The 23,450-nt window shown below is 71.0% G+C and carries 21 protein-coding genes and 1 riboswitch; of the genes, 15 read left to right on the top strand and 6 right to left on the bottom strand.

The window, feature by feature from the left end:
- Nucleotides 1–161 precede the first annotated feature (161 nt).
- The 4 genes from ACFVXA_RS10315 (at nt 162) to ACFVXA_RS10300 (ending at nt 4,982) form a co-directional block, all read left to right on the top strand.
- Nucleotides 162–1,520 (top strand): M16 family metallopeptidase, encoded by a 1,359-nt coding sequence (locus ACFVXA_RS10315; protein WP_383906589.1) that lies wholly within the window; start codon nt 162–164, stop codon nt 1,518–1,520.
- The gene (locus tag ACFVXA_RS10310; RefSeq protein ID WP_383906591.1) at nt 1,517–2,905 is read left to right on the top strand and encodes a M16 family metallopeptidase; all 1,389 of its coding nucleotides are present in this window, start codon (nt 1,517–1,519) and stop codon (nt 2,903–2,905) included. The genes ACFVXA_RS10315 and ACFVXA_RS10310 overlap by 4 nt, the downstream gene beginning before the upstream one ends.
- Before the next feature lie 247 nt (nt 2,906–3,152).
- A riboswitch (cyclic di-AMP (ydaO/yuaA leader) is annotated at nt 3,153–3,313 on the top strand.
- Between the two features lie 12 nt (nt 3,314–3,325).
- Nucleotides 3,326–4,090, top strand: a complete 765-nt coding sequence (locus tag ACFVXA_RS10305; protein ID WP_383740293.1) for a M23 family metallopeptidase — start codon at nt 3,326–3,328, stop codon at nt 4,088–4,090.
- Between the two features lie 196 nt (nt 4,091–4,286).
- Nucleotides 4,287–4,982, top strand: coding sequence for a GntR family transcriptional regulator (locus ACFVXA_RS10300; protein WP_362017119.1), 696 nt, complete (start codon nt 4,287–4,289; stop codon nt 4,980–4,982).
- Nucleotides 4,983–5,152: 170 nt separating this feature from the next.
- On the opposite strand, the gene ACFVXA_RS10295 is transcribed toward ACFVXA_RS10300, so the two are convergent.
- A complete protein-coding gene (locus ACFVXA_RS10295) occupies nt 5,153–5,434 on the bottom strand; it encodes an HPr family phosphocarrier protein (RefSeq protein WP_079309245.1) in 282 nt (93 codons plus the stop codon).
- A 234-nt stretch (nt 5,435–5,668) separates the two neighbouring features.
- Between ACFVXA_RS10295 and ACFVXA_RS10290 the strand changes: the two genes are divergently transcribed.
- From ACFVXA_RS10290 to ACFVXA_RS10275, 4 genes are all read left to right on the top strand, one after another.
- A complete protein-coding gene (locus tag ACFVXA_RS10290; RefSeq protein WP_390024591.1) occupies nt 5,669–8,536 on the top strand; it encodes a GNAT family N-acetyltransferase in 2,868 nt (955 codons plus the stop codon).
- Between the two features lie 93 nt (nt 8,537–8,629).
- On the top strand, nt 8,630–9,217 hold the full coding sequence (locus ACFVXA_RS10285; RefSeq protein WP_362017124.1) for a DUF5998 family protein: 588 nt from the start codon (nt 8,630–8,632) through the stop codon (nt 9,215–9,217).
- On the top strand, nt 9,217–10,404 hold the full coding sequence (locus ACFVXA_RS10280) for a nucleotide pyrophosphatase/phosphodiesterase family protein (RefSeq protein WP_362017127.1): 1,188 nt from the start codon (nt 9,217–9,219) through the stop codon (nt 10,402–10,404). Before ACFVXA_RS10285 ends, ACFVXA_RS10280 begins: the two co-directional genes overlap by 1 nt.
- A gap of 94 nt (nt 10,405–10,498) precedes the next feature.
- A complete protein-coding gene (locus ACFVXA_RS10275; RefSeq protein ID WP_362017129.1) occupies nt 10,499–11,146 on the top strand; it encodes a thymidine kinase in 648 nt (215 codons plus the stop codon).
- Nucleotides 11,147–11,168: 22 nt separating this feature from the next.
- Here the strand turns inward: ACFVXA_RS10275 and ACFVXA_RS10270 are convergent, their stop codons facing one another.
- Nucleotides 11,169–11,972, bottom strand: a complete 804-nt coding sequence (locus ACFVXA_RS10270; protein WP_383740283.1) for a VOC family protein — start codon at nt 11,970–11,972, stop codon at nt 11,169–11,171.
- A gap of 325 nt (nt 11,973–12,297) precedes the next feature.
- On the opposite strand from ACFVXA_RS10270, the gene ACFVXA_RS10265 reads away from it, so the two are divergent.
- Entirely contained in the window at nt 12,298–13,125 is an 828-nt protein-coding gene (locus ACFVXA_RS10265; RefSeq protein WP_383740281.1) for a sulfurtransferase, read from the top strand.
- A gap of 184 nt (nt 13,126–13,309) precedes the next feature.
- Here ACFVXA_RS10265 and sepH read toward each other — a convergent pair whose 3' ends face one another.
- A complete protein-coding gene (gene sepH / locus ACFVXA_RS10260) occupies nt 13,310–14,368 on the bottom strand; it encodes a septation protein SepH (RefSeq protein ID WP_383906599.1) in 1,059 nt (352 codons plus the stop codon).
- A gap of 472 nt (nt 14,369–14,840) precedes the next feature.
- On the opposite strand from sepH, the gene ACFVXA_RS10255 reads away from it, so the two are divergent.
- Nucleotides 14,841–15,605, top strand: a complete 765-nt coding sequence (locus tag ACFVXA_RS10255; RefSeq protein WP_390024589.1) for a hypothetical protein — start codon at nt 14,841–14,843, stop codon at nt 15,603–15,605.
- Here the strand turns inward: ACFVXA_RS10255 and ACFVXA_RS10250 are convergent.
- On the bottom strand, nt 15,529–16,848 hold the full coding sequence (locus ACFVXA_RS10250; protein ID WP_362017140.1) for a D-arabinono-1,4-lactone oxidase: 1,320 nt from the start codon (nt 16,846–16,848) through the stop codon (nt 15,529–15,531). The genes ACFVXA_RS10255 and ACFVXA_RS10250 overlap by 77 nt on opposite strands.
- Complete coding sequence (locus ACFVXA_RS10245) at nt 16,808–18,046, bottom strand: MFS transporter (protein ID WP_362017609.1); 1,239 nt, start codon at nt 18,044–18,046, stop codon at nt 16,808–16,810. Before ACFVXA_RS10245 ends, ACFVXA_RS10250 begins: the two co-directional genes overlap by 41 nt.
- A gap of 177 nt (nt 18,047–18,223) precedes the next feature.
- Between ACFVXA_RS10245 and ACFVXA_RS10240 the strand changes: the two genes are divergently transcribed.
- Complete coding sequence (locus tag ACFVXA_RS10240) at nt 18,224–19,351, top strand: ferrochelatase (protein ID WP_383740274.1); 1,128 nt, start codon at nt 18,224–18,226, stop codon at nt 19,349–19,351.
- An 8-nt stretch (nt 19,352–19,359) separates the two neighbouring features.
- A complete protein-coding gene (locus tag ACFVXA_RS10235) occupies nt 19,360–20,175 on the top strand; it encodes an inositol monophosphatase family protein (RefSeq protein ID WP_390024587.1) in 816 nt (271 codons plus the stop codon).
- 75 nt (nt 20,176–20,250) lie between these two features.
- On the opposite strand, the gene ACFVXA_RS10230 is transcribed toward ACFVXA_RS10235, so the two are convergent.
- Nucleotides 20,251–20,424, bottom strand: coding sequence for a hypothetical protein (locus ACFVXA_RS10230; RefSeq protein WP_167459062.1), 174 nt, complete (start codon nt 20,422–20,424; stop codon nt 20,251–20,253).
- A 416-nt stretch (nt 20,425–20,840) separates the two neighbouring features.
- Here ACFVXA_RS10230 and ACFVXA_RS10225 point away from each other — a divergent pair, with 416 nt between their 5' ends.
- The 3 genes from ACFVXA_RS10225 to ACFVXA_RS10215 all read left to right on the top strand — a co-directional run bounded on the left by ACFVXA_RS10225 (nt 20,841) and on the right by ACFVXA_RS10215 (nt 23,440).
- A complete protein-coding gene (locus tag ACFVXA_RS10225) occupies nt 20,841–21,494 on the top strand; it encodes a response regulator transcription factor (protein ID WP_010983842.1) in 654 nt (217 codons plus the stop codon).
- Nucleotides 21,495–21,500: 6 nt separating this feature from the next.
- Nucleotides 21,501–22,751, top strand: a complete 1,251-nt coding sequence (locus ACFVXA_RS10220) for a HAMP domain-containing sensor histidine kinase (RefSeq protein WP_362017148.1) — start codon at nt 21,501–21,503, stop codon at nt 22,749–22,751.
- A 392-nt stretch (nt 22,752–23,143) separates the two neighbouring features.
- The gene (locus ACFVXA_RS10215) at nt 23,144–23,440 is read left to right on the top strand and encodes a DUF4193 domain-containing protein (protein ID WP_003997302.1); all 297 of its coding nucleotides are present in this window, start codon (nt 23,144–23,146) and stop codon (nt 23,438–23,440) included.
- Nucleotides 23,441–23,450: the final 10 nt, after the last annotated feature.

Here is a 23,450-nt window from a genome sequence, read left to right as displayed (position 1 = left end):
TCCGTAGCGGGCCCCGGGGGGCCTCGTGGGACACGCCCGAGCCGTCCGCGAGTCTCGCTCTGGGCGTACGAGGCGCGGGAACTTCGCCAGCTGTCGGCGCGCTTGCATACAGTGGCAGGACCGACAGGAAATATGCAGTTTCCGCGATCGAAGGGACGTACATGCCCATGGGTCACACGGCCACAGCTGAGGCAGGCTCCGGCGGCCTGACAGCGACCGAGCACCGCCTCGCCAACGGCCTGCGCGTGGTGCTCTCCGAGGACCATCTGACCCCGGTCGCGGCGGTGTGCCTCTGGTACGACGTCGGCTCGCGCCACGAGGTCAAGGGCCGTACCGGCCTGGCTCACCTCTTCGAGCACCTGATGTTCCAGGGCTCGGGCCAGGTGAAGGGCAACGGTCACTTCGAGCTCGTCCAGGGCGCGGGCGGCTCGCTCAACGGCACGACGAGTTTCGAGCGCACCAACTACTTCGAGACCATGCCCGCCCACCAGCTGGAGCTCGCGCTCTGGCTGGAGGCCGACCGCATGGGCTCGCTGCTCGCCGCGCTCGACGACGAGTCCATGGAGAACCAGCGGGACGTCGTCAAGAACGAGCGCCGGCAGCGCTACGACAACGTGCCCTACGGCACCGCGTTCGAGAAGCTGACCGCGCTCGCGTACCCCGAGGGCCACCCGTACCACCACACCCCGATCGGGTCGATGGCGGACCTGGACGCGGCCACCCTGGAGGACGCCCGCGCGTTCTTCCGGACCTACTACGCGCCCAACAACGCGGTCCTGTCGGTCGTCGGCGACATCGACCCGGAGCAGACGCTCGTCTGGATCGAGAAGTACTTCGGCTCCATCCCCGCGCACGACGGGAAGCCCGCTCCGCGCGACGGCGCGCTGCCCGAGATCATCGGCGAGGAGCTGCGCGAGGTCGTCGAGGAAGAGGTCCCGGCGCGTGCCCTGATGGCCGCCTACCGGCTTCCGGAGGACGGCACGCGCGCGTCCGACGCGGCCGACGTGGCGCTCACCGTCCTCGGCGGCGGCGAGTCGTCCCGGCTCTACAACCGGCTCGTACGCCGCGACCGTACCGCCGTCGCGGCCGGATTCGGCCTGCTGCGGCTCGCCGGAGCGCCCTCCTTGGGGTGGCTGGACGTGAAGACGTCCGGTGACGTCGAGGTCCCGGTCATCGAGGCCGCCGTCGACGAGGAACTCGCCCGGTTCGCCGCGGAGGGCCCCACGGCCGAGGAAATGGAGCGCGCCCAGGCCCAGTTGGAGCGCGAGTGGCTGGACCGGCTCGGCACGGTCGCAGGCCGCGCCGACGAACTGTGCCGGTACGCCGTCCTGTTCGGCGACCCGCAGCTCGCCCTGACCGCCGTGCAGCGCGTCCTGGCCGTCACCGCCGAGGAGGTCAAGGAGGTCGCCCAGGCCCGCCTGCGTCCCGACAACCGTGCGGTGCTCGTCTACGAGCCGATCGCTACCGAAGCCGCTGAAGCCGCGGAAGACACCGACGAGGACGAGGAGTCGGCGAAGTGACCGAGCTCGCGAACATGGAGTTCCACCCGCAGCCCCAGGCCGGCGAGGCCAAGCCGTGGGCCTTCCCGGCCCCCGAGCGCGGCGCGCTCGACAACGGCCTGACCGTCCTGCGCTGCCACCGCCCCGGCCAGCAGGTCGTCGCCGTGGAGGTGATCCTCGCCGCGCCCCTGGAGGCCGAACCGGCCGGCCTCGACGGCGTCGCCACGATCATGGCGCGGGCCTTCTCCGAAGGCACCGACAAGCACTCCGCCGAGGAGTTCGCCGCCGAGCTGGAGCGCTGCGGCGCCACCCTGGACGCGCACGCCGACCACCCCGGCGTACGTCTGTCGCTCGAAGTCCCCGTCTCGCGCCTGTCCAAGGGGCTCGGTCTGCTCGCCGACGCGTTGCGGGCACCGGCGTTCGCGGACAGCGAGGTCGAGCGGCTGGTCCGCAACCGGCTCGACGAGATCCCGCACGAGACGGCCAACCCGGCCCGCCGGGCCGCCAAGGAGCTCTCCAAGGAGCTGTTCCCGGCGACCTCGCGCATGTCGCGTCCGCGCCAGGGCTCCGAGGAGACCGTCCAGAGCATCGACTCGGCGGCCGTGCGCGCCTTCTACGAGAAGCACGTACGCCCGGCGACGGCCACTGCCGTCATCGTCGGTGACCTCACCGACGTCGACGTCGACGGGCTGCTCACCGACACGCTCGGCTCCTGGACCGGTTCGTCCGCCGAGCCGCGCCCCGTGCCGCCGGTCACCGCCGACGACACCGGCCGCGTGATCGTCGTGGACCGTCCCGGTGCCGTCCAGACCCAGCTGCTCATCGGCCGCGTCGGCGCCGACCGGCACGACCGCGTGTGGCCCGCCCAGGTGCTCGGCACGTACTGCCTCGGCGGCACCCTCACCTCGCGCCTGGACCGCGTCCTGCGCGAGGAGAAGGGCTACACCTACGGAGTGCGGGCGTTCGGCCAGGTCCTGCGCGCCGCGCCGGACGGCACCGGCATCGCGATGCTCGCCATCAGCGGCTCCGTGGACACCCCGAACACCGGCCCGGCGCTCGACGACCTGTGGAAGGTGCTGCGCACCCTCGCCGCCGAGGGCCTGACGGACGCCGAGCGCGACGTCGCCGTACAGAACCTGGTGGGTGTGGCACCCCTCAAGTTCGAGACCGCCGCGGCCGTCGCGAGCACGCTCGCCGACCAGGTCGAGCAGTACCTGCCGGACGACTACCAGGCGACGCTGTACCAGCAGCTCGCCGCGACCGGCACCGTGGAGGCCACCGCGGCCGCCGTGAACGCCTTCCCGGTCGACCGTCTGGTGACCGTCCTGGTGGGTGACGCCGCGCAGATCGAGGAGCCGGTCAAGGCCCTCGGAATCGGTGAAGTGACCGTCGTACGGGCCGAGTAGCGCGGCCCGGCTCCACGAGGGGCCACCCGAGGACCCAGGTGACCGAAGCGTCACCTGGGTCTCCGTTTGCCCGGACTTCGTCCCCTCATCGCGGACTTCGTCCCCAAGGTGTCCGTATTGGTAGGGAGGTTGCCTGTCTGCCCTGTGGCATGCGCTACAAAAGCCGTGATCCGTTTGTCGATTGAAAGATGTCCCGTTTAGCGTCGGTCCGGCTGTTCGTCACGCAGTGCGCCGCGCCCGCGGCACCGGACAGTCATCGCCGAGTCCCCGTACGGCGCGAGCCAGGGGAGCCGGGGACCCATACGCAGTCCCTGGGGTGAATCGGACGCCCTCCCTTGGAGGGGTCCGTAGGAGACCTTCCTGCTCCGAACCCGTCAGCTAACCCGGTAGGCGAGAGGGAAGGAAAGGATCAGCCCCTACATGGCGTTCATCTGTGGCACCGGGAAGCATCGTCGACCGGGCCGCGCACAGCGCACGACCGCCAACGCCGTCGGCGTCGCCGCGCTCGCCACCACCGGTGTCATCGGAACCCTCGCGTCCCCGGCCCTCGCCGCGGAGCCCTCCGTCGAGCAGACCGGCCTCACACCCGTGATCACCATCGGCGACACCATCGCCGAGAAGATCGACGCGCAGGCCGCCGCCCAGCAGTACGCCGCCGACGAGGCTGCGGCGCAGAAGAAGGCCGAGGAGGCCGCCCGGAAGCAGGCCGCGAAGAAGGCCGAGCAGGCGCGTGAGGCCAAGGAACGCGCCGCCCGCGCGGCCGAGCGCAAGCGCCTCAACTCCTTCGTCCTGCCGATCACCGGTTCGTACATCTCCACCGGCTACAAGGCCGGCGGCAGCCTCTGGTCCTCCGGCAGCCACACCGGCGTCGACTTCCACGCCGCGTCGGGCACCCCGGTGCACGCCGTCGGCTCCGGCACTGTCGTCACGGCCGGTTGGGGCGGGGCCTATGGCAATCAAGTAGTGATCAAGATGCACGACGGCACGTACACCATGTACGGCCACCTGTCGTCCATCGGTGTCTCCGTGGGCCAGACGGTCACCCCGGGCGGGCAGATAGGCCTCTCCGGGGCCACCGGCAACACCACCGGGCCGCACCTCCACTTCGAGGCCCGCACGACCCCGGAGTACGGCTCGGACATCGACCCCGTCGCCTACCTCCGCTCGCACGGTGTGAACGTCTGACGAGCGCGTCACCTCTTCTTCGGCCTTCCGATGCCCCGGCTCAGCCAGCCGGGGCATCGTCGTTTCACGCGGCCGCCTGTCCAAAAAATATCCATGGATTCCGGCCCGCCATCGGAAATTCAGGCTTTCTGCAATAGAGTCACTGAACAAGCGTCAATCGACGGCGTTTCACGGGGATTAAAGCGGAGGTCCGGTCATGCGTATTCCGGCGCACTCGGTATGCACGGCGATCCGTGACGACATCGTCGCGGGGGTCTACGAGCGAGGCGGCCGGCTCACCGAGGAACTGCTCGCCCGCCGCTACGGCGTCTCGCGCGTCCCCGTGCGCGAGGCCCTGCGCACCCTGGAGGCCGAGGGCTTCGTGGTCACCCGTCGGCACGCGGGCGCGTGCGTCGCGGAGCCCACCGAGCAGGAGGCCTCCGACCTGCTGGAGATGCGCATGCTCCTTGAGCCGCTGGGCGCGGCGCGGGCCGCACAGCGCCGCACCGAGGCCCACCTCAAGGTGCTCCGAGGCCTGGTCAGGCTGGGTCAGGAGCGGGCCAGGAGGGGGCACAGCGAGGATCTGCGTTCGCTGGGCGGCTGGTTCCACGAGACCCTCGCGCAGGCCTCCGGAAGCTCCGCGCTGACCTCCACGCTCGCCCAGCTGCGGCACAAGATCGCCTGGATGTACGCGGTCGAGGCGCCGGCCAACCCCGCGGAGTCCTGGGCCGAGCACGGCGGCATCGTGGACGCCGTCGCGCGCGGGGACAGCGAGCGGGCCCGGGCGATCACGGCGCTGCACACCGAGCGCGCCACGGCCGCCCACCGGCTCCGCTTTCCCGGCGGCGGAGATCGACCGGAACGTGTGAGGAGTTCGCAACATCCCGTAAACATGACGGGCCTGCGGCATTAACACGAGGGCCGTATACAAAGAGAAGTAATTCGCGGGGGATTATTTCTGCTGCCCGCAATCCGGAAAAGCAAAGGGCCCGCCCGATGTTTTCGGGCGAGCCCTTCGATATGTCTCCGAAATGTGTGCTGGGTGACGCCCTGGGGGCGAAGGCACCGCTACGGAGGCGTTGCTCAGACGGTCTCGGGAAGCTCCTCGAGCCCCTCGGAGACCAGCTTGGCCAGACGGTCGAGGGCGGCGTCCGCACCCTCGGCGTCGGAGGCGAGGACGATCTCCTCGCCGCCCTGGGCGCCCAGGCCGAGGACCGCGAGCATGGAGGCCGCGTTGACGGGGTTGCCGTCGGCCTTGGCGATCGTCACGGGGATGCCGGAGGCCGTGGCGGCCCGGACGAAGATGGAGGCGGGGCGGGCGTGGAGGCCCTCAGCCCAGCCGACGTTGACGCGGCGCTCAGCCATGTGATGCTGCCCTTCAGTGTTCAGGGTTGTCTAGACCAGTGTCCCATATCGTGAAGCGTGCCCGGAGCGGCCGTGGGTCCCGTCCCGATCCAGAAGGCTGCTTGCGTTCCCTCAAGATCCGGAAGGGTCCCCGCGTTCCGTCCCGAGTGGTGTCGGATCGCGGCCTCGATCCGACCTCCGTCCCCCACAGACTGCCTCGCGCCGTTGTCGGACGCGAGCCGTACTCTGGGGCCCATGCAGACCTCGTCGGACCGGCACGAGTACCCCGCCCACTGGGAAGCCGACGTGGTGCTGCGCGACGGCGGGACCGCACGCATCAGGCCCATCACCGTTGATGACGCCGAGCGCCTGGTCAGCTTCTACGAGCAGGTATCGGACGAGTCGAAGTACTACCGCTTCTTCGCGCCCTACCCGCGACTGTCCGCCAAGGACGTCCACCGCTTCACGCACCACGACTTTGTGGACCGGGTGGGTCTCGCGGCCACGGTGGGCGGCGAGTTCATCGCCACCGTACGCTATGACCGCATTAATGCCGACGGCCTGCCCGCGTCCGCTCCCGCCGACGAGGCCGAGGTCGCTTTCCTCGTGCAGGACGCGCACCAGGGGCGCGGTGTCGCCTCCGCCCTCCTCGAACACATCGCGGCCGTGGCCCGCGAGCGCGGCATCCGCCGCTTCGCCGCCGAGGTGCTGCCCGCCAACACCAAGATGATCAAGGTGTTCACGGACGCCGGGTACCAGCAGAAGCGGCACTTCGAGGACGGTGTCGTACGCCTGGAGTTCGACCTCGAACCCACCGACCGGTCGCTCGCCGTGCAGCGCGCGCGGGAACAGCGCGCCGAGGCCCGGTCCGTGCACCGGCTGCTCGCGCCCCGCTCGGTCGCCGTCATCGGTGCGGGCCGCACCCCGGGCGGGGTCGGTCGCAGCGTCCTCACCAACCTCCGGGACGGCGGATTCACCGGCCGTCTGTACGCGGTGAACAAGGCGCTGGAGGAGAAGGAGCTCGACGGCGTCCCGGCACACCGCTCCATCCGCGAGATCTCCGAGCCCGTCGACCTCGCCGTCGTCGCCGTGCCCGCGCCGTACGTCCCGGAGGTCGTCGCGGAGTGCGGTGAGCACGGGGTGCAGGGGCTGGTGGTCGTCTCCGCCGGGTACGCCGAGAGTGGGCCCGACGGGCGCGAGCGCCAGCGCGAACTGGTCCGCCAGGCGCGTACGTACGGGATGCGCATCATCGGGCCGAACGCCTTCGGGGTCATCAACACGTCCCCCGATGTGCGCCTCAACGCCTCGCTCGCGCCCGAGATGCCGCGCCCCGGCCGGATCGGCCTGTTCGCCCAGTCCGGTGCCATCGGCATCGCGCTGCTCTCCCGACTGCACCGGCGCGGCGGCGGTGTCACGGGCGTGACCGGCGTGTCGACCTTCGTCTCCTCCGGCAACCGGGCGGACGTCTCGGGCAATGACGTACTTCAGTACTGGTACGACGACCCGGACACCGACGTCGCCCTGATGTACCTCGAATCCATCGGCAACCCCCGCAAGTTCACCCGCCTCGCGCGGCGGACGGCGGCGGCGAAGCCGCTGGTCGTGGTGCAGGGGGCGCGGCACGGTGGCGCGGCTCCCCAGGGACATGCCGTGCGGGCCACCCGGTTGCCGCACGCCACCGTGTCGGCGCTGCTGCGGCAGGCCGGGGTGATTCGGGTGGACACGATCACCGAGCTCGTCGACACGGGACTGCTGCTGGCGCGCCAGCCGCTTCCCCTCGGGCCCCGGGTCGCGATCCTCGGGAACTCCGAGTCGCTGGGGTTGCTCACGTACGACGCGTGTCTTGCCGAAGGGCTCCGGCCGCTTCCTCCGTCGGATCTGACCACGGGGGCGTCGGCGGAGGACTTCCGGCAGGCGCTGTCGGAAGCCCTCGCCGACGGGGGGTGTGACGCTGTGGTGGTGACCGCCATTCCGGCGGTGGGGGAGACGTCGGCGGCCGACGAGGCGCTGGCCCAGGCTCTCCGCTCTGCCGCCACGGCGTTTCCGGCGAAGCCGGTGCTCGTGGTCCACGTCGAGCTCGGCGGGCTTGCCGAGGCTCTGTCCGCTGCCGCCGTCACCGCACCACAGGCCGGCCCGAAGGCACCCGGCACTGCAGGCGGCGCCCGCCCTTCCCCACTCTCGGCCTCGCCCGAGCGGGGTGCCCCCCGTCGCCCTGCGGAAGGCCTGCCCACCGCGGCAAGCGGCGACCCGGAGTCCGACCCCCGCCTCATCCCCGCCTACCCCGCCGCGGAGCGTGCCGTCCGGGCCCTCTCGCAAGCCGTGAAGTACGCCCAGTGGCGGCGCGATGCCGGGGAACCCGGGAGGGTGCCGGAGTATGAGGACATCGATGAGAAGGGGGCTGCCGGGCTGATCGACGGGCTGCTCGTACGGGGGGAGGGGCTGACCCTCGGCGGCGAGGAGACGGGCGCCCTGCTCGGTCGGTACGGCATCGACGTACGCCGGGCGCTGCCCGCACCCACGCCGGACGCCGCCGTGGCGGCCGCGCGCACCCTGGGCTACCCCGTGGCCCTCAAGACCACCGCCCCGCACCTGCGGCACCGCGCCGACCTGGGCGGCGTCCGGCTCGATCTGGCGGACGAGGAGCAACTGCGGCGGGCATACACGGAGTTGACCGAGCTGTTCGGGACGCCGGAGGAGCTTCGGCCGGTCGTGCAGGCGATGGCCCCGCGCGGGGTCGACACCGTCGTACGGGCGGTGATCGATCCGGCGGCCGGCGCGGTGCTGTCGTTCGGGCTCGCCGGTGCCGCCTCGGAGCTGCTCGGGGACATGGCGCACCGGCTGATTCCGGTCACCGACCGGGACGCGACCTCGCTCGTCCGGTCGATCCGGACCGCGCCGCTCCTGTTCGGCTGGCGGGGCTCCGCGCCGGTCGACACGGCGGCCCTCGAAGAGCTGATGCTGCGCGTGTCCCGGCTGGTCGACGACCACCCGGAGGTCGTCGCGGTCTCCCTGGAGCCCGTGGTCGTCGCCCCGCGCGGCCTGAGCGTGCTGGGTGCCACCGTGCGGCTGGCCCGCGCGCCCCTCCGCGACGACCTCGGCCCGCGGACGCTCCCCGTCGTCTGAGCCGGCGCTCATCCGCTCGCGCATCCGTTCCGTCCACGACGGACAGCCGCGAGCGGTGCCTCGCAGTCAGTGGGCCCCCGTAGGATGGACGTCATGGCCAAGACCAGTACGACGACCCAGGGGCTGCGAGCGGCGATCGAGCGCAGCGGCTACTACCCGGCCCTCGTGGCCGAGGCGGTGGAGGCCGCGATCGGCGGCGAGACCATCCGGTCGTACCTGGTTCACCAGGAGACCACGTTCGACGCGAACGAGGTGCGGCGGCACGTCACCGTGCTCGTCCTCACCGACAACCGCTTCATCGTGAGCCACACCGACGAGCAGAACGCGGACACGACGTCGCCGACGCCCTACGCCACGACGTCGACCGAGTCGGTGAAGCTCGGCCGGATCTCGTCGGTCGTCGTCAGCCGCGTCGTCGCCAACCCCGAGTCGTACACGCCGGGCACGCTGCCCCGCGAGGTCGTCCTGACCATCGGCTGGGGCGCCGTCTCCCGTATCGACCTGGAGCCCGCCGCCTGCGGCGACCCCAACTGCGAGGCGGACCACGGCTACACCGGCAATTCGACGGCGGACGACCTGAGCCTGCGGGTCAGCGAGGCCGGGGACGGTCCGGAGACGGTCCGCCAGGCCCTCGCCTTCGCGCAGTCCCTCTCCGAGGCGACCGCGGACATCACGCGCTGATGGCACTGCCCGCCTGGGACCACCCCGAACCGCTCGCCGTCGACTCCGCGCCCGTCCCCGAGTACGGCACCGGTTCGCTCGCCGACCTGCTGCCCACGCTGGCCGCGGGCATGGCCGTGCCCGGCATGACCGCCGCCATACCCGAGCTGACCGAGGCCGACCGGAACTGCGTCTTCCTGATCGACGGCCTCGGCTGGGAGCAGCTGAAGGCGCACCCCGACGAGGCGCCCTTCATGACGTCGCTCCTGGCGTCCTCCCGCGGGGGCAGCGGCCGACCGATCACGGCGGGTTACCCGGCGACCACGGCGACCTCCCTCGCCTCCGTCGGCACCGGCCTGCCGCCCGGCGCGCACGGCCTGCCCGGTTACACCGCGCGCAACCCGGCGACCGGTGCTCTGATGAACCAGCTCCGCTGGAACCCGTGGACCGACCCGCACGCCTGGCAGCCGTACCCCACGGTCTTCCAGCTGGCCGACGCGGCCGGTGTGCACACCGCCCAGGTCTCGTCCCCGACCTTCCAGAACACCCCCCTGACGAAGATCGCGCTGAGTGGCGGCACGTTCCACGGGCGGCTGTCCGGCGAGGAGCGCATGGACCTCGCGGCCGAACAACTGGCCGCCGGGGACCGCTCGTTGGTCTACACGTACTACGCCGAGGTGGACGGCAAGGGCCACCGCTTCGGCGTCGACTCGGACCCGTGGCGCGGCCAGCTCATGTACGTCGACCGCCTGGTCCAGCGCCTCGCCGAGCAGCTGCCGCCGCGGACGGCCCTGTACGTCACCGCCGACCACGGCATGATCGACATCCCGTTCGACGAGCAGCACCGCATCGACTTCGACGAGGACTGGGAGCTGCGCGCCGGGGTCGCCCTGCTGGGCGGCGAGGGCCGCGCCCGCCATGTCTACGCCGTTCCGGGCGCCGAGGCGGATGTCCTGACCTGCTGGCGCGAGGTGCTCGGCGAGCAGTTCTGGGTGGCCTCGCGGGACGAGGCGATCGCGGCGGGCTGGTTCGGCCCGCAGGTCGACGACCGGGTGTACGCCCGGATCGGCGACGTCGTCGCGGCGGCTCGCGACGACGTCCTGATCATCGCGACCGAGCGCGAGCCGAAGGAGTCGGCCATGGTCGGCAACCACGGCTCGATGACCCCCGTCGAACAGCTCGTACCCCTGTTGCAAGTACGCTCCTGAAGCCTCGCCCCTCCCGATCCGTCCCTTCCGATCCGTCCCTCCCGCTCCGCCCGCCCCTCCCGATCCGCGGTTGCCGAAAGGTGCTCAACTCCCCATGCCCGAGCTGGTGTTCTTCTCCGGAACGATGGACTGCGGGAAGTCGACGCTGGCTCTCCAGATCGAGCACAACCGCTCGGCCCGGGGCCTGCAGGGCATGATCTTCACGCGCGACGACCGCGCGGGCGAGGGCAAGCTCTCCTCGCGCCTTGGCCTGGTCACGGACGCGGTCGAGGTGGCGGACGACCAGGACCTGTACGCGTACCTCGTCGACCATCTCTCGCAGGGCGGCCGGGCGGACTATGTGATCGCGGACGAGGCGCAGTTCCTGGCGCCGGCGCAGATCGACCAACTGGCCCGTGTGGTGGACGACCTGGACATCGACGTCTTCGCCTTCGGCATCACCACCGACTTCCGCTCCAAGCTCTTCCCCGGCTCCCAGCGCCTGGTGGAGCTGGCCGACCGGGTCGAGGTCCTGCAGGTCGAGGCGCTGTGCTGGTGCGGCGCCCGCGCCACCCACAACGCCCGCACCATAGGCGGCGAGATGGTCGTCGAGGGCGCCCAAGTGGTCGTCGGCGACGTCAACCAGGCCGAGGACATCGGCTACGAGGTCCTGTGCCGCCGGCACCACCGCCGCCGTATGACGGCCGCCACGACCCGCGCGGGCGCCCTGTCACCCGACGTGCTGCCGATCGCCTCGGCCTGAGCCTGGCCCGCCGTCGGCCCGCTCAGCGGCCGGCGTGAATCAGCGAGAACATCGCGCCCTCGGGGTCCGCCACCGTCGCCACACGCCCGTACGGCGAGTCGTGGGCGGCTTTGAGGACGTGTCCGCCGAGCTCGACGACACGGTGGACGGCATCGTCCACGTCCGCCGCCTCGAAGTACGTCATCCAGTGCGGGCCCCGGTCGCGGGGCAGGCCGCGTCCGACGCCGTGGACGCCCGCGACCGGACGGCCCCCGACGTGCAGCGTCACATAGTCGAAGTCGGCCGAGACGACCGGCTCCAGCTCGTAGCCGAAGACCCCCTGGTAGAACTTCACGACGCTCTCGGTGTCGCGAGTCACGAGTTCGTTCCAGGCGGGGGTGCCCGGCACGCCGGTGATCCCGATGCCCAGATGGGCCGCGGCCTGCCAGATGCCGAAGACGGCACCCGTCGGGTCCGAGGCGATCGCCAGGCGCCCCGCCTCGGCGGCGTCGAGGGGACCGACGCCCACGGTGCCGCCGCTGTGCCGCACCGTTTCGGCGGTCAGGTCCACGTCGTCCGAGGCGAGATACGGCGTCCAGGCGATGGGCAGATGCCGGTCGGGCGGCAGCTGGCCGATCCCCGCCACCTCGCGGCCGTCGAGGAGCGCCCGCGCGTAGGGGCCGAGCTGCTGTGGTCCCGGCTGGAACTCCCAGCCGAACAGCGCTCCGTAGAACTCCTGGGTCGCGGCCATCCCGTGCACCATCAGGCTCACCCAGCAGGGTGTGCCGGGCGCGTGCCGAGCGCCCGCTGCGCCGTTCAGGCCGGCCGACCCCCGTGCCTCGGTCATCGTCACTCTCTTCTCGGCCCCTCGCGGTGGCCGGTCACCTTCCGCCTACGAACACGCGTACCGCGCCCACGTGCGTGCACGCCCCGTGCCGATGGTCGCACCACGCGTCACACCGCGCGTCCCGGCCGCGCCGCCCGTTCAGCGGCGCACGGCCGGAGCATGCCCGATGTGCCGTCTCTCACCCGTTTCGGGCCGATTGCCGTATGGAGTCCATCGGCTGTACAGCATGTGCCCGATCCCATACGCCACGTGATCGGACCTGCCCGGCGGAGCAGAGTAGCCGGACCTGGACGACGCGGCCACCCCGTGCGCAAGGATGGTGGCCATGAACGCCATCATCTCCGCGCCCGAACTCGCGAGCGACCTGGCGGGACCGAACCCTCCCGTCCTCCTCGATGTCCGCTGGCAGCTGGGCGGTCCGAACCTGCGCTCCGAGTACGAGGAGGCGCACATTCCAGGGGCCGTTTTTGTCGATTTGGATTCCGAACTCGCCGGTCCGGCGGGGTCGCGGGGCCGTCATCCTTTGCCCGATCTTGAGGTCTTCGGTGCGGCGATGCGGGCCGCCGGAGTCTCTGCGGACCGCGACGTCGTCGTGTACGACGGCGGTCTGGGCTGGGGCGCCGCGCGTGCCTGGTGGTTGCTGGGCTATACGGGTCATCCGTCGGTTCGTGTGCTTGACGGCGGGTTCGCCGCCTGGAGCGGGCCGGTGTCCTCGGAGGTCCCCGCGCCCGCTCCCGGAAGCTTCGTGCCGGCGCCCGGTGCCCGGCCGCTGCTCGACGCCGACGGAGCGGCGGCCCTCGCTCGCACGGGGCTGCTGCTGGACGCCCGGGCCGGTGAGCGCTACCGGGGCGAGGTAGAGCCGATCGACCCCGTGGGCGGCCACATCCCCGGGGCGGTCTCCGCGCCGACCACGGAGAACGTCACGGGCGACGGACGGTTCCTGGCCGCCGCCGAGCTCGCGGACCGCTTCAAGTCCCTGGGTGCGACCGGCGCTTGCGAGGTCGGCGTCTACTGCGGCTCCGGCGTCTCGGGGGCGCACGAGGTGCTCGCGCTGGCCGTCGCGGGCATTCCCGCCGCCCTGTACGTGGGCTCCTGGTCGGAGTGGTCCCGGGCCGAGAACCGCCCGGTGGCGGTGGGCCCGGACCCGCAGTAGCGACACGGCACAGGGGATCCGGACCCGCAGTGGCGACACCGCACAGGGGGCCCGGACCCGCGGTAGCGACGTGCCACAGGGGACCCGGAACCGCGGTAGAGGCCCCGCGGTCCGGGACCCGGTCACCGGTGACAGCGATGGGGCCCGCACCGACCTGGCGCGGGCCCCATCGACGTACAACGGACTAGTCCTGCTTCTTCCGTCGCGTGCCGAAGACGATCTCGTCCCAGCTCGGGACCGCCGCTCTGCGGCCCGGGCGGACGCCGTCGGCCTCGGCCTGGCGGTCGGTCGCTCCGACGAGCCGGTCGCGGTGGCTGCCGACCGAGCGGGGCATCAGGACGTCCGCGTAGGCGGAACCCGCACCCGCCGAGGCCGCGGGAGCCGGCGGCTCCTCCGACTCGGGCTCGGGCGCCGGTTCCTCCGCGGCGGGACGCTCCGTGGTGGAGGGCCGCTCGGGCACCACCATGTCGCCCCGGAAGCTGGGCACGGCCTCCAGAAGGCTGGTGAGCGAGTCCCGCTCGCTCGTGGACTCCTCGACCGGCTCGGGAGACGGCGACGGCAGGCTCGGCCGCTCCATCTGCCGGTCCAGGGCGCGGTCCAGCGGACGGTCCCGGGGCAGCCGCGCGATCCGCGGCACGAACGGGAAGCTCGGCTCGGGCGCCGCCGCGAGGTCGTCGGACTCGCCGATCAGCGAACGTGCCTCGTCGTCGACGGCCTGGACGAGCCGCCGGGGCGGGTCGTACGTCCAGCTCGCCGAGTGCGGCTCGCCCGCGACCCGGTAGACCAGCAGGACTTCCCAGGTGCCGTCGTCGCGGCGCCATGAGTCCCACTGGACGGTGTCCTTCTCGGCGCCCCGGATCAACAGCCGTTCCTGGACGGCCTCGCCGAGCTGGGGTCCGGCGTTCTCACCGGGGCGGCGGACGGGAGTCTTCCGCGCCCGCTCCGCCATGAAGGCGCGCTCGGCGAGCACGGGGCCCTCGAAGCGGCGTACGCGATCGACGGGGATTCCGGCGAACTGGGCGACTTCCTCCGCGGAGGCACCGGCACGTATCCGCGCCTGGATGTCCCGGGGGCGGAGATGGCTCTCCACCTCGATCTCGATCTGGCCGAGGCGGGGACGGTCGCCGCGGACGGCGGCGCGCAGACGCTCGTCAATCGGAAGCGTGTACTCCGTGCTGTCCGCAGCCTTCAGCACCAGCCGTGTGCCGTCGTTAGAGACGGCCACGACACGCAGTTCGGGCATGGGGACCTCCCGGGTGGTGCCTGCCGACGTCACGTGCGTCGCTGCTTCCGCTAGTCGAGTGTGGCCTGCCCGGGTGCAGCCTGCCACAACCTTGCCGAGTTGCCCGGCGTGTCGGGCACAGACCCGGGATCGCCGTTATGGCACGGTTACCTATTCGCAACGCTAAGTGACGAACTCCATCACCCTGTGCAACGAGCCCCCTCCCGGCGGTCCTGCAAGGCCCCGGACACCCTGGCGGGAGTCCGGACCCAGGGCTCGCAACAGTACTCCATTCGGGCCACGTGCGTGGATCGGCGCGCCGCCCAACTTCTGGCGGGGGGTGGCAGTTGGGCGCCCGATGCGCCGTTTTCGTGACCACTAAACGTGGCGTACTTCACGCAATCACCTGAAATGGAACTAAACGTTTCGCCCGTCCGTCCCTTTCTCGTGCAGTCGGTCGATGAAGTACGGGAAAGGCAGGCAAGGTCCGGGGATGCGTGAGAAGTCGGATGCCGACGAGGAACCGAAGGCGAAGCAGGGGGAGTCGAAGAAGAGGCGGGTGGATCTGAGCCTGCCGCAAGTGGCGGGCAGCGCCGTGGCCGCGGTGGTGGCGGCCAAACTCGCCTCCTGCTTCGGGGTGTACGGGACGATCCTGGGCGCCGGACTGATCAGCGTGATCGCGACCTGCGGGAGCACCGTCTTCCAGCACTTCTTCAAGCGCACCGGTGAGCAGCTTCGCGAGGTGACGGTCCCGACCAGACCGAGGCCCCAGCGGGCGGCCGCCGTGGGGGAGTTCACCGAGGGCACCGTCTACCGCGCGCGGGTCAAGAGCTGGAAGCGGCCGGTACTCGCCGCGACGCTCGTCTTCGGCGTCACGATGGCGGGCATCACGACGTACGAACTGGTGTCGGGGCAGAGCTTCAGCGGCGACGGGAGGAACACGACCGTCGGCGACGCCTTGAAGGGGAGCCGCTCCCACTCGGGGAACGCGGAGCCCCGTACGACGCCGTCCGCCGGCCCCTCCGCTTCGGGTGGATCCTCCACCGAGCAGCCGTCGTCCGGCGGCAGCGCTGCCGGTGCCACTCAGGAAGGCGGGAGGGGTACGACGCCGACGCCGACGCCGAGTTCCAGCGCCGCCTCGCAGGCGCCGGCCGACAGCCCGACGCCCACGTCCAGCGCGCCTACGAGCCCAACACCCGGCGCAAGTAGTCATTCCCGAAGCGCCGATCCGGGTCCAGTCGATCCCTCAGCGCGGTGAACTCGCCGAAGCGCGGGTAGACCTCGGCGAAGTACTCCGCGTCGCGCGTGTGCACCTTTCCCCAGTGCGGCCGACCCTCGTGCGCGGTGAAGATCCGCTCGGCGGCGGTGAAGTACGCCTGATAGGGGGTGCCCTTGAACATGTGGACGGCGATGTACGCGGTGTCCCGCCCCGACGCCGTGGAGAGCGTGATGTCGTCGGCGGGGGCCGTGCGCACCTCCACGGGGAAGCTGACCCGCAGCGACGAGCGGTCGACCATCGACTTCAACTCGCGCAGCGTCTCGACCAGGGCCTCGCGCGGGACGGCGTACTCCATCTCCACGAAGCGCACCCGGCGCGGAGAGGTGAAGACCTTGTAGGGAATGTCGGTGTACGTCCGGGCGGACAGCGCACGACTGGAGATCTTCGCGATCGTCGGGATGGTGGCGGGCACGGCGCGGCCGAGCAGATTGGCCACCTGGAAGACGCCGTTGGAGAGGAACTCGTCCTCGATCCAGCCGCCGACCGGCCCGACCGGCTTCTCCGGGCCCGCGCTGCGATTGTTGCGCTTGGTGTTGCAGTTGCCGGTGTGCGGGAACCAGTAGAACTCGAAGTGCTCGTTCTCGGTGAAGAGTTCATCGAAGTCGGCGGTGACCTGGTCGAAGGTCATCGGCTCCTCGCGGGCCGTGAGCAGGAAAACGGGCTCTACGGAGAAGGTGATCGCGGTGACGATCCCCAGGGCGCCGATTCCTATGCGGGCCGCCGCGAAGACGTCGGGGTTCTCCTTCTCGGAGCAGACGAGGACCGAGCCGTCCGCCGTGACCAGCTCAAGGCCCTTGATCTGAGCGGCGATCGAGGCCGAGTCGCGGCCCGTGCCGTGCGTTCCGGTGCTGGTCGCCCCCGAGACCGTCTGCTCCATGATGTCGCCCATGTTGGTGAGCGACAGTCCCTCGCGCGCGAGAGCCACATTGAGACGCTTGAGCGGGGTGCCCGCCTCAACGGTGACGGTTCCGGCTTCACGATCAATGCCGCGGATACCGGTCAAGAGTTGAGGGCGGATCAACACACCGTCGGTCGCGGCGGCGGCCGTGAAGGAGTGCCCGGTGCCGACCGCCTTCACCTTCAGGCCGTCGTCGGCGGCCTTCCGTACGGCGGCGGAGAGTTCTTCGACCGAGGCGGGGGCGACCTCCCGTACGGGACGGGCGGTGACGTTCCCCGCCCAGTTACGCCACGTGCCGCTCTTCCCGCTCACTGTGGTGCTCATGGGTCCCCTCCCGCTGCGGAACCGGCCTCTTCAGCCGGCGATACCCCAGGAATCCGACCGCGACCGCGACGGCCCCGGACACCGCCGGAACCCCGTACCCGGCCTTCGCACCGGCGGCGTCGATCACCCAGCCGGCCACGGAGGAGCCGAGCGCGACGCCGACCGCGAGTCCGGTGCTCACCCAGGTCATGCCCTCGGTCAGTTTCGCGCGTGGTACGTGCTGTTCGATGAGGGACATCGTCGTGATCATCGTGGGAGCGATGGACAGGCCCGCAACGAACAGCGCCACGGCCAGAAACGGCAAGTTTCCGACCAGTAGCAGGGGGATCATACTCACGGCCATCGCGCATATGCCCAGCAGCCACCGACGTTCGGGCGCCCCCTTGAAGTGCAGCAGTCCGAACACGGCTCCGGCCACGCAGGAGCCCGCCGCGTACAGCGCCAGGACGACGCTCGCCGCGCCCTTGTGGCCCTGCTCCTCGGCGAAGGCCACGGTGACCACGTCGACGGCCCCGAAGATCGCCCCGGTCGCCACGAACGTGGCCACCAGGACCTGGAGTCCGGGCGCGCGCAGCGCCGAACCGCCGGTGTGCTGCTCGCGCGGGTGCGGCTCGGGCTCGGTGGCGCGCTGGGAGGTCAGCCAGAAGACCCCGGCCGCCAGGAAGCAGGCGGCGAGCAGTGGTCCGGCCTCCGGGAACCACACCGTGGACAGGCCGATGGAGATGATCGGCCCGAAGATGAAGCAGATCTCGTCGACCACCGACTCGAACGAGTAGGCGGTGTGGAGCTGCGGGGTACCCCGGTAGAGGGCCGCCCAGCGGGCCCGGATCATCGCGCCGATGCTCGGGACGCAGCCGATGCCGGCCGCGCAGACGAACAGCACCCAGTCCGGCCACCCGAAGTGCGCGGTGAGCAGCAGCCCGGCGGCCGCGGCGAGCGCGAGCAGCGTCACGGGACGCAGCACCCGCCGCTGCCCGTACTGGTCCACCAGACGCGACACCTGCGGGCCGAGGGCCGCGGCGGCGAGCGCCATGGTCGCCGACAGCGCGCCCGCGAGCCCGTACCTTCCGGTGAGCTGGGAGATCATCGTGACGATGCCGATGCCCATCATCGACAGCGGCATCCGGCCGAGGAAGCCCGCGGCGGAGAAGCCCTTGGAGCCGGGGGCGGCGAACAGGGCGCGGTACGGGCTGGGCACGGAGGTCTCCGGTCGGCTCGGCTCGGCCACCCGGTCACCACGGGCGGTCCGAACTCCGGTAAGGCGTGAAGCTGGCCGGTACAGCTTACGGGTGAGGTGATCCCAACGCACCCACTCGTACCCGCTCCTGACGTGGCCGTCGCCCGGCTGTCAGCGACGGGTGGCAGGATCGGACACATGCCAGATGCGCTCGATGCCACTCCCTACGACGCCCTGCTCCTGCTCTCGTTCGGCGGCCCCGAAGGCCCGGACGACGTGGTCCCGTTCCTGGAGAACGTGACGCGGGGGCGCGGCATCCCCAAGGAACGGCTCAAGGAGGTGGGGCAGCACTACTTCCTGTTCGGCGGGGTCAGCCCCATCAACGACCAGAACCGCGCCCTGCTCGACGCCCTCCGCAAGGACTTCGCCGCCCACGGCCTCGACCTGCCCGTCTACTGGGGCAACCGCAACTGGGCGCCGTATCTGACCGACACCCTGCGCGACATGATCGCCGACGGCCGGCGCCGCATCCTCGTCCTCGCCACCAGCGCCTACGCCTCCTACTCGGGCTGCCGCCAGTACCGCGAGGACCTCGCCGAGTCCCTGGCCACCCTGGAGGCCGAGGGCCTTGAACTGCCGAAGATCGACAAGCTGCGGCACTACTTCAACCACCCGGGCTTCGTACGCCCCATGATCGACGGCATCCTCAAGTCGCTCGCCGAACTCCCCGAAGGCGTACGCGAGGGCGCGCACCTCGCCTTCACCACGCACTCCATCCCGAACTCCGCGGCGGACACTTCGGGACCGGTCGAGGACCACGGAGACGGCGGCGCGTACGTCAAGCAGCACCTGGACGTCGCGCGGCTGATCGTCGACGCGGTGCGCGAGCAGACCGGCGTCGCGCACCCCTGGCGGCTCGTCTACCAGTCGCGTTCCGGGGCCCCGCACATCCCGTGGCTGGAGCCCGACATCTGCGACCACCTGGAGGAGCTGCACGGCGCAGGGGTCCCGGCCGTCGTGATGGCCCCCATCGGGTTCGTCTCGGACCACATGGAGGTGCTGTACGACCTCGACACGGAGGCGAAGGCCAAGGCCGAGGAGCTGGGGCTGCCGGTGCGCCGCTCGGCCACCGTGGGTGCCGACCCGCGGTTCGCCGCGGCGATCCGCGACCTCGTCCTGGAGCGCGCCGCGACCGAGAGCGGGCGGCAGGTGACACCCTGCGCCCTGGGTGCGCTCGGCGCGAGCCGGGACCTGTGTCCGGTGGGCTGCTGCCCGGCCCGTGCCCCGAAGCCCGCCGCCGCGGGTGCCGACAGCCCGTACGCCTGAGGAGCCCCGTGACCGAGCCCCTGCACACCGAACTGCTCCAGCTCGCCCTCCAGGCCGCCCAGCGCGCCAGTGAGCTGCTGCGGGACGGACGCCCGGCGGACCTCGCGGTCGCCGCCACCAAGTCCAGTCCGATCGACGTCGTCACCGAGATGGACATCGCCGCCGAGAAGCTGATCACCTCCCTGATCGCCGGGCACCGCCCGGACGACGGCTTCCTCGGTGAGGAGGGCGCCGCCACGGAGGGCACCAGCGGCATCCGCTGGGTCGTCGACCCGCTCGACGGCACGGTCAACTACCTGTACGGGCTCCCGACCTGGGCGGTGTCCATCGCGGCCGAACAGGACGGCGAGACCGTCGTCGGAGTCGTCGCGGCCCCGATGCGCGGCGAGACGTACCACGCCGTGCGCGGCCGCGGCGCCCGGGCCACCGGAGCCTGGGTGGGCGAGCGCCGGCTGGCCTGCCGCCCGTCGCCGCCCCTGGACCAGGCCCTGGTCTCGACGGGCTTCAACTACGTGGCCGACGTCAAGGCCCACCAGGCCGACGTCGCCCAGCGGCTGATCCCGCTGCTGCGCGACATCCGGCGCAGCGGCTCGGCCGCGGTCGACCTGTGCGACGTCGCGGCCGGCCGCCTCGACGGCTACTACGAGCGCGGACTGCACCCCTGGGACCTCGCGGCGGGCGACCTGATCGCCCGTGAGGCGGGCGCCGTGACCGGTGGACGGCCCGGAGAGCGCCCCGCACGCGATCTGGCGATCGCTGCCTCACCGGGCGTCTTCGAGCCCCTCCAGCGGCATCTGGAGGACTTCGGCGCCTGGCACGACTGACAGCGCGTGATGACACGACGCGAGCGGGGCCCCGGCACTGGATCGATGCCGGGGCCCCGCTCGCGTACGAACCGATCAGACGCGCGTCGCGCCGACCTCCACACCGTGCTCGGCGGCGAGGCGGTGCAGGTCGTCGAGCTCGGCCTGCTCGACCTCCGCGAGGAAGTCGTCGCCTGTTTCGCGAGCCCGCGTCAGGTCGGACTCGGTCGCCCTTATGCGCTGCAGAAGTCCTGCGGTGAATGCGTCCATGCTGCGCCCCCTCGTCCTGGGTCGTGGGTCGGTGGCACGGGGGTGTGCCGTTCGGAAGGGGCGATCACGTCTCCAGATGGGTGCCCAGCGCTGCCCAGGCTGGGCGGCGACGGTGCCGGACACCCACGCCCGCTCTGCGGAAGCGGTTGGACGTACCACAAGGTGGCTTGCCACATGCAGAGCGTGATCGCGGGGTGTAAAGCCGTCCTCCCCCCGCTCCCTTCCGTGGAAACCTCAACCCACCGAGAAAATCTCGCATTCCCGTACCCGCGGATCGGCTTCCGGAACGTCTCCACACCCGCCTTACAGCCGGTTTACGGCCGAAAAGGGCAGGATGGAGACCTCATCCGTGACAGACCTGCCCACGTGGTGCCCTGAAGCGTGCCACGCGGGTGGACAGAGGAAGGACAAGCGACGTGCGCGTACTCGTCGTCGAGGACGAGCAGCTGCTCGCCGATGCGGTGGCCACCGGACTGCGCCGGGAGGCCATGGCCGTCGACGTCGTGTACGACGGTGCGGCCGCCCTGGAGCGCATCGGCGTCAATGACTACGACGTGGTCGTCCTCGACCGCGACCTCCCGCTCGTGCACGGCGACGACGTCTGCCGCAAGATCGTGGAGCTCGGCATGCCCACCCGGGTGCTGATGCTCACCGCCTCCGGCGACGTCAGCGACCGCGTCGAGGGCCTGGAGATCGGCGCCGACGACTACCTCCCCAAGCCCTTCGCGTTCAGCGAGCTGACGGCACGCGTGCGTGCCCTCGGCCGCCGTACGAGCGTGCCGCTGCCGCCCGTCCTGGAGCGCGCCGGCATCAAGCTCGACCCGAACCGCCGCGAGGTCTTCCGCGACGGCAAGGAGGTCCAGCTCGCGCCCAAGGAGTTCGCCGTCCTGGAGGTGCTGCTGCGCAGCGAGGGCGCCGTCGTCTCCGCGGAACAGCTCCTGGAGAAGGCCTGGGACGAGAACACGGACCCGTTCACCAACGTCGTGCGCGTCACCGTGATGACCCTGCGCCGCAAGCTCGGCGAGCCCCCGGTGATCGTCACCGTGCCCGGCTCCGGCTACCGGATCTGACCCGCCGTGGCCACGACACCCGCGCCTCCCACGGCGCCTCCCAAGCCCACCTGGGACCCCAGAAGGCAGGAACCCCCGTTCCCCTGGCTGCGCCCGACCATCCGGATACGGCTCACGCTGCTGTACGGAGGCATGTTCCTGATCGCCGGCATCATGCTGCTGTCGATCATCTACCTGCTCGCGGCGCAGGCGCTGAACACGGGCAACGAGCCGCTCTTCAAGATCGTCGGTGGTAGCGCGATCAAGGTCGCCAGCACCACCTGCCCGGCGGTCGACGGCGGCAACAACGTGCCGCTCGACGAGTTCAACACCGCGATCAGCAACTGCATCGACCACCAGCGCCAGGCGGCCCTGGACAACCTGCTCAGCCGCTCGCTGCTCGCCCTGCTCGGCCTCGCCATCATCGCCTTCGCCTTCGGCTACGCGATGGCCGGCCGGGTGCTCTCGCCGCTCGGCCGGATCACCCGCACCGCGCGCGCGGTGGCGGGCTCGGACCTGTCCCGGCGGATCGAGCTGGACGGGCCCGACGACGAGTTGAAGGAGCTGGCGGACACCTTCGACGACATGCTGGAGCGGCTGCAGCGAGCCTTCACCGCCCAGCAGCGGTTCGTCGGGAACGCCTCGCACGAACTGCGCACCCCGCTCGCGATCAACCGCACCCTCCTGGAAGTGCACCTCTCCGACCCGGGGGCACCGATGGAGCTCCAGCAGCTCGGCAAGACGCTGCTCGCCACCAACGAGCGCAGTGAGCAGCTCGTGGAGGGCCTGCTGCTGCTCGCCCGCAGCGACAACCAGATCGTGGAGCGCAAGCCCGTGGACCTCGCCGAGGTCGCCTCGCAGGCCGTGGACCAGGTGCGCGCCGAGGCGGAGGCCAAGGGCGTGGAGATCCGCGGCCGACAGGCCCCGGTGGTCGTCCAGGGCAACGGCGTCCTGCTGGAGCGCATCGCCCTGAACCTCGTCCAGAACGCCGTGCGGTACAACGTACCCAAGGGCGGCTGGGTCGAGGTCACGACCGAGGCCCAGCACGGTCAGGCGGTCCTGGTGGTGTCGAACACGGGTCCCGTGGTGCCCGCGTACGAGATCGACAACCTTTTCGAGCCCTTCCGACGGCTGCGCACGGAGCGCACGGGCAGCGACAAGGGCGTGGGTCTCGGCCTGTCGATCGCCCGGTCGGTCGCCCGCGCGCACGGGGGCCACATCGTCGCGGAGCCGCGTGAGGGGGGTGGGCTCGTGATGCGTGTCACCCTTCCTATCTGAGACCATGACGCCGACACGCGACGTTGTTCGCTTTGCGCGGAATTTTCTGGGCACTCGCCCGGGAGACTCGTGTGTGATCGATCACAAGGGCGAATTTCCGGCCATTTACTCTCCGTGATCATGCAAGTTGCCGGAAAGCCGGGAAAATCCGGGTTTTCAGGGGTCTTGATCACGGGAAGTACACGGTGGGACGCCTTTGAAGTGCGCCTTCGGACCGTGTACGGTCCGCATCGCCATCCAAGCCGATCACTCTTGAGGAGTCCGGTTGGGTGTCGATTGAGTAACAGACCTTGATGTGAGGCAAAATCTCCGCCTCGGGTCGGGCACAAGTCCGGCCTCTCACGCGTTACGTGCGCTGGAGACACCGCAGACACCCAGAGGGGGAGAGCGACATGGCAACGGATTACGACACCCCACGCAAGACCGACGACGACGTCGACTCGGACAGCCTTGAAGAACTGAAGGCTCGCCGGAACGACAAGTCGACCTCGTCCGTCGACGTAGATGAGTTCGAGGCCGCAGAAGGCCTGGAGCTGCCCGGAGCCGACCTCTCGAACGAGGAGCTGGCCGTCCGGGTCCTGCCCAAGCAGCAGGATGAGTTCACTTGCATGAGCTGCTTCCTGGTGCACCACCGCAGCCAGCTGGCCCGCGAGAAGAACGGTCAGCCGATCTGCCGCGACTGCGACTGAGGCAGGGTCG

The sequence above is a fragment of the Streptomyces sp. NPDC058246 genome (assembly GCF_042881985.1).
In the GTDB taxonomy this organism is placed as follows: domain Bacteria; phylum Actinomycetota; class Actinomycetes; order Streptomycetales; family Streptomycetaceae; genus Streptomyces.
The sequence above is the reverse complement of the archived record's forward strand: the minus strand, read 5'-3'. Positions and strand labels throughout refer to the sequence as shown.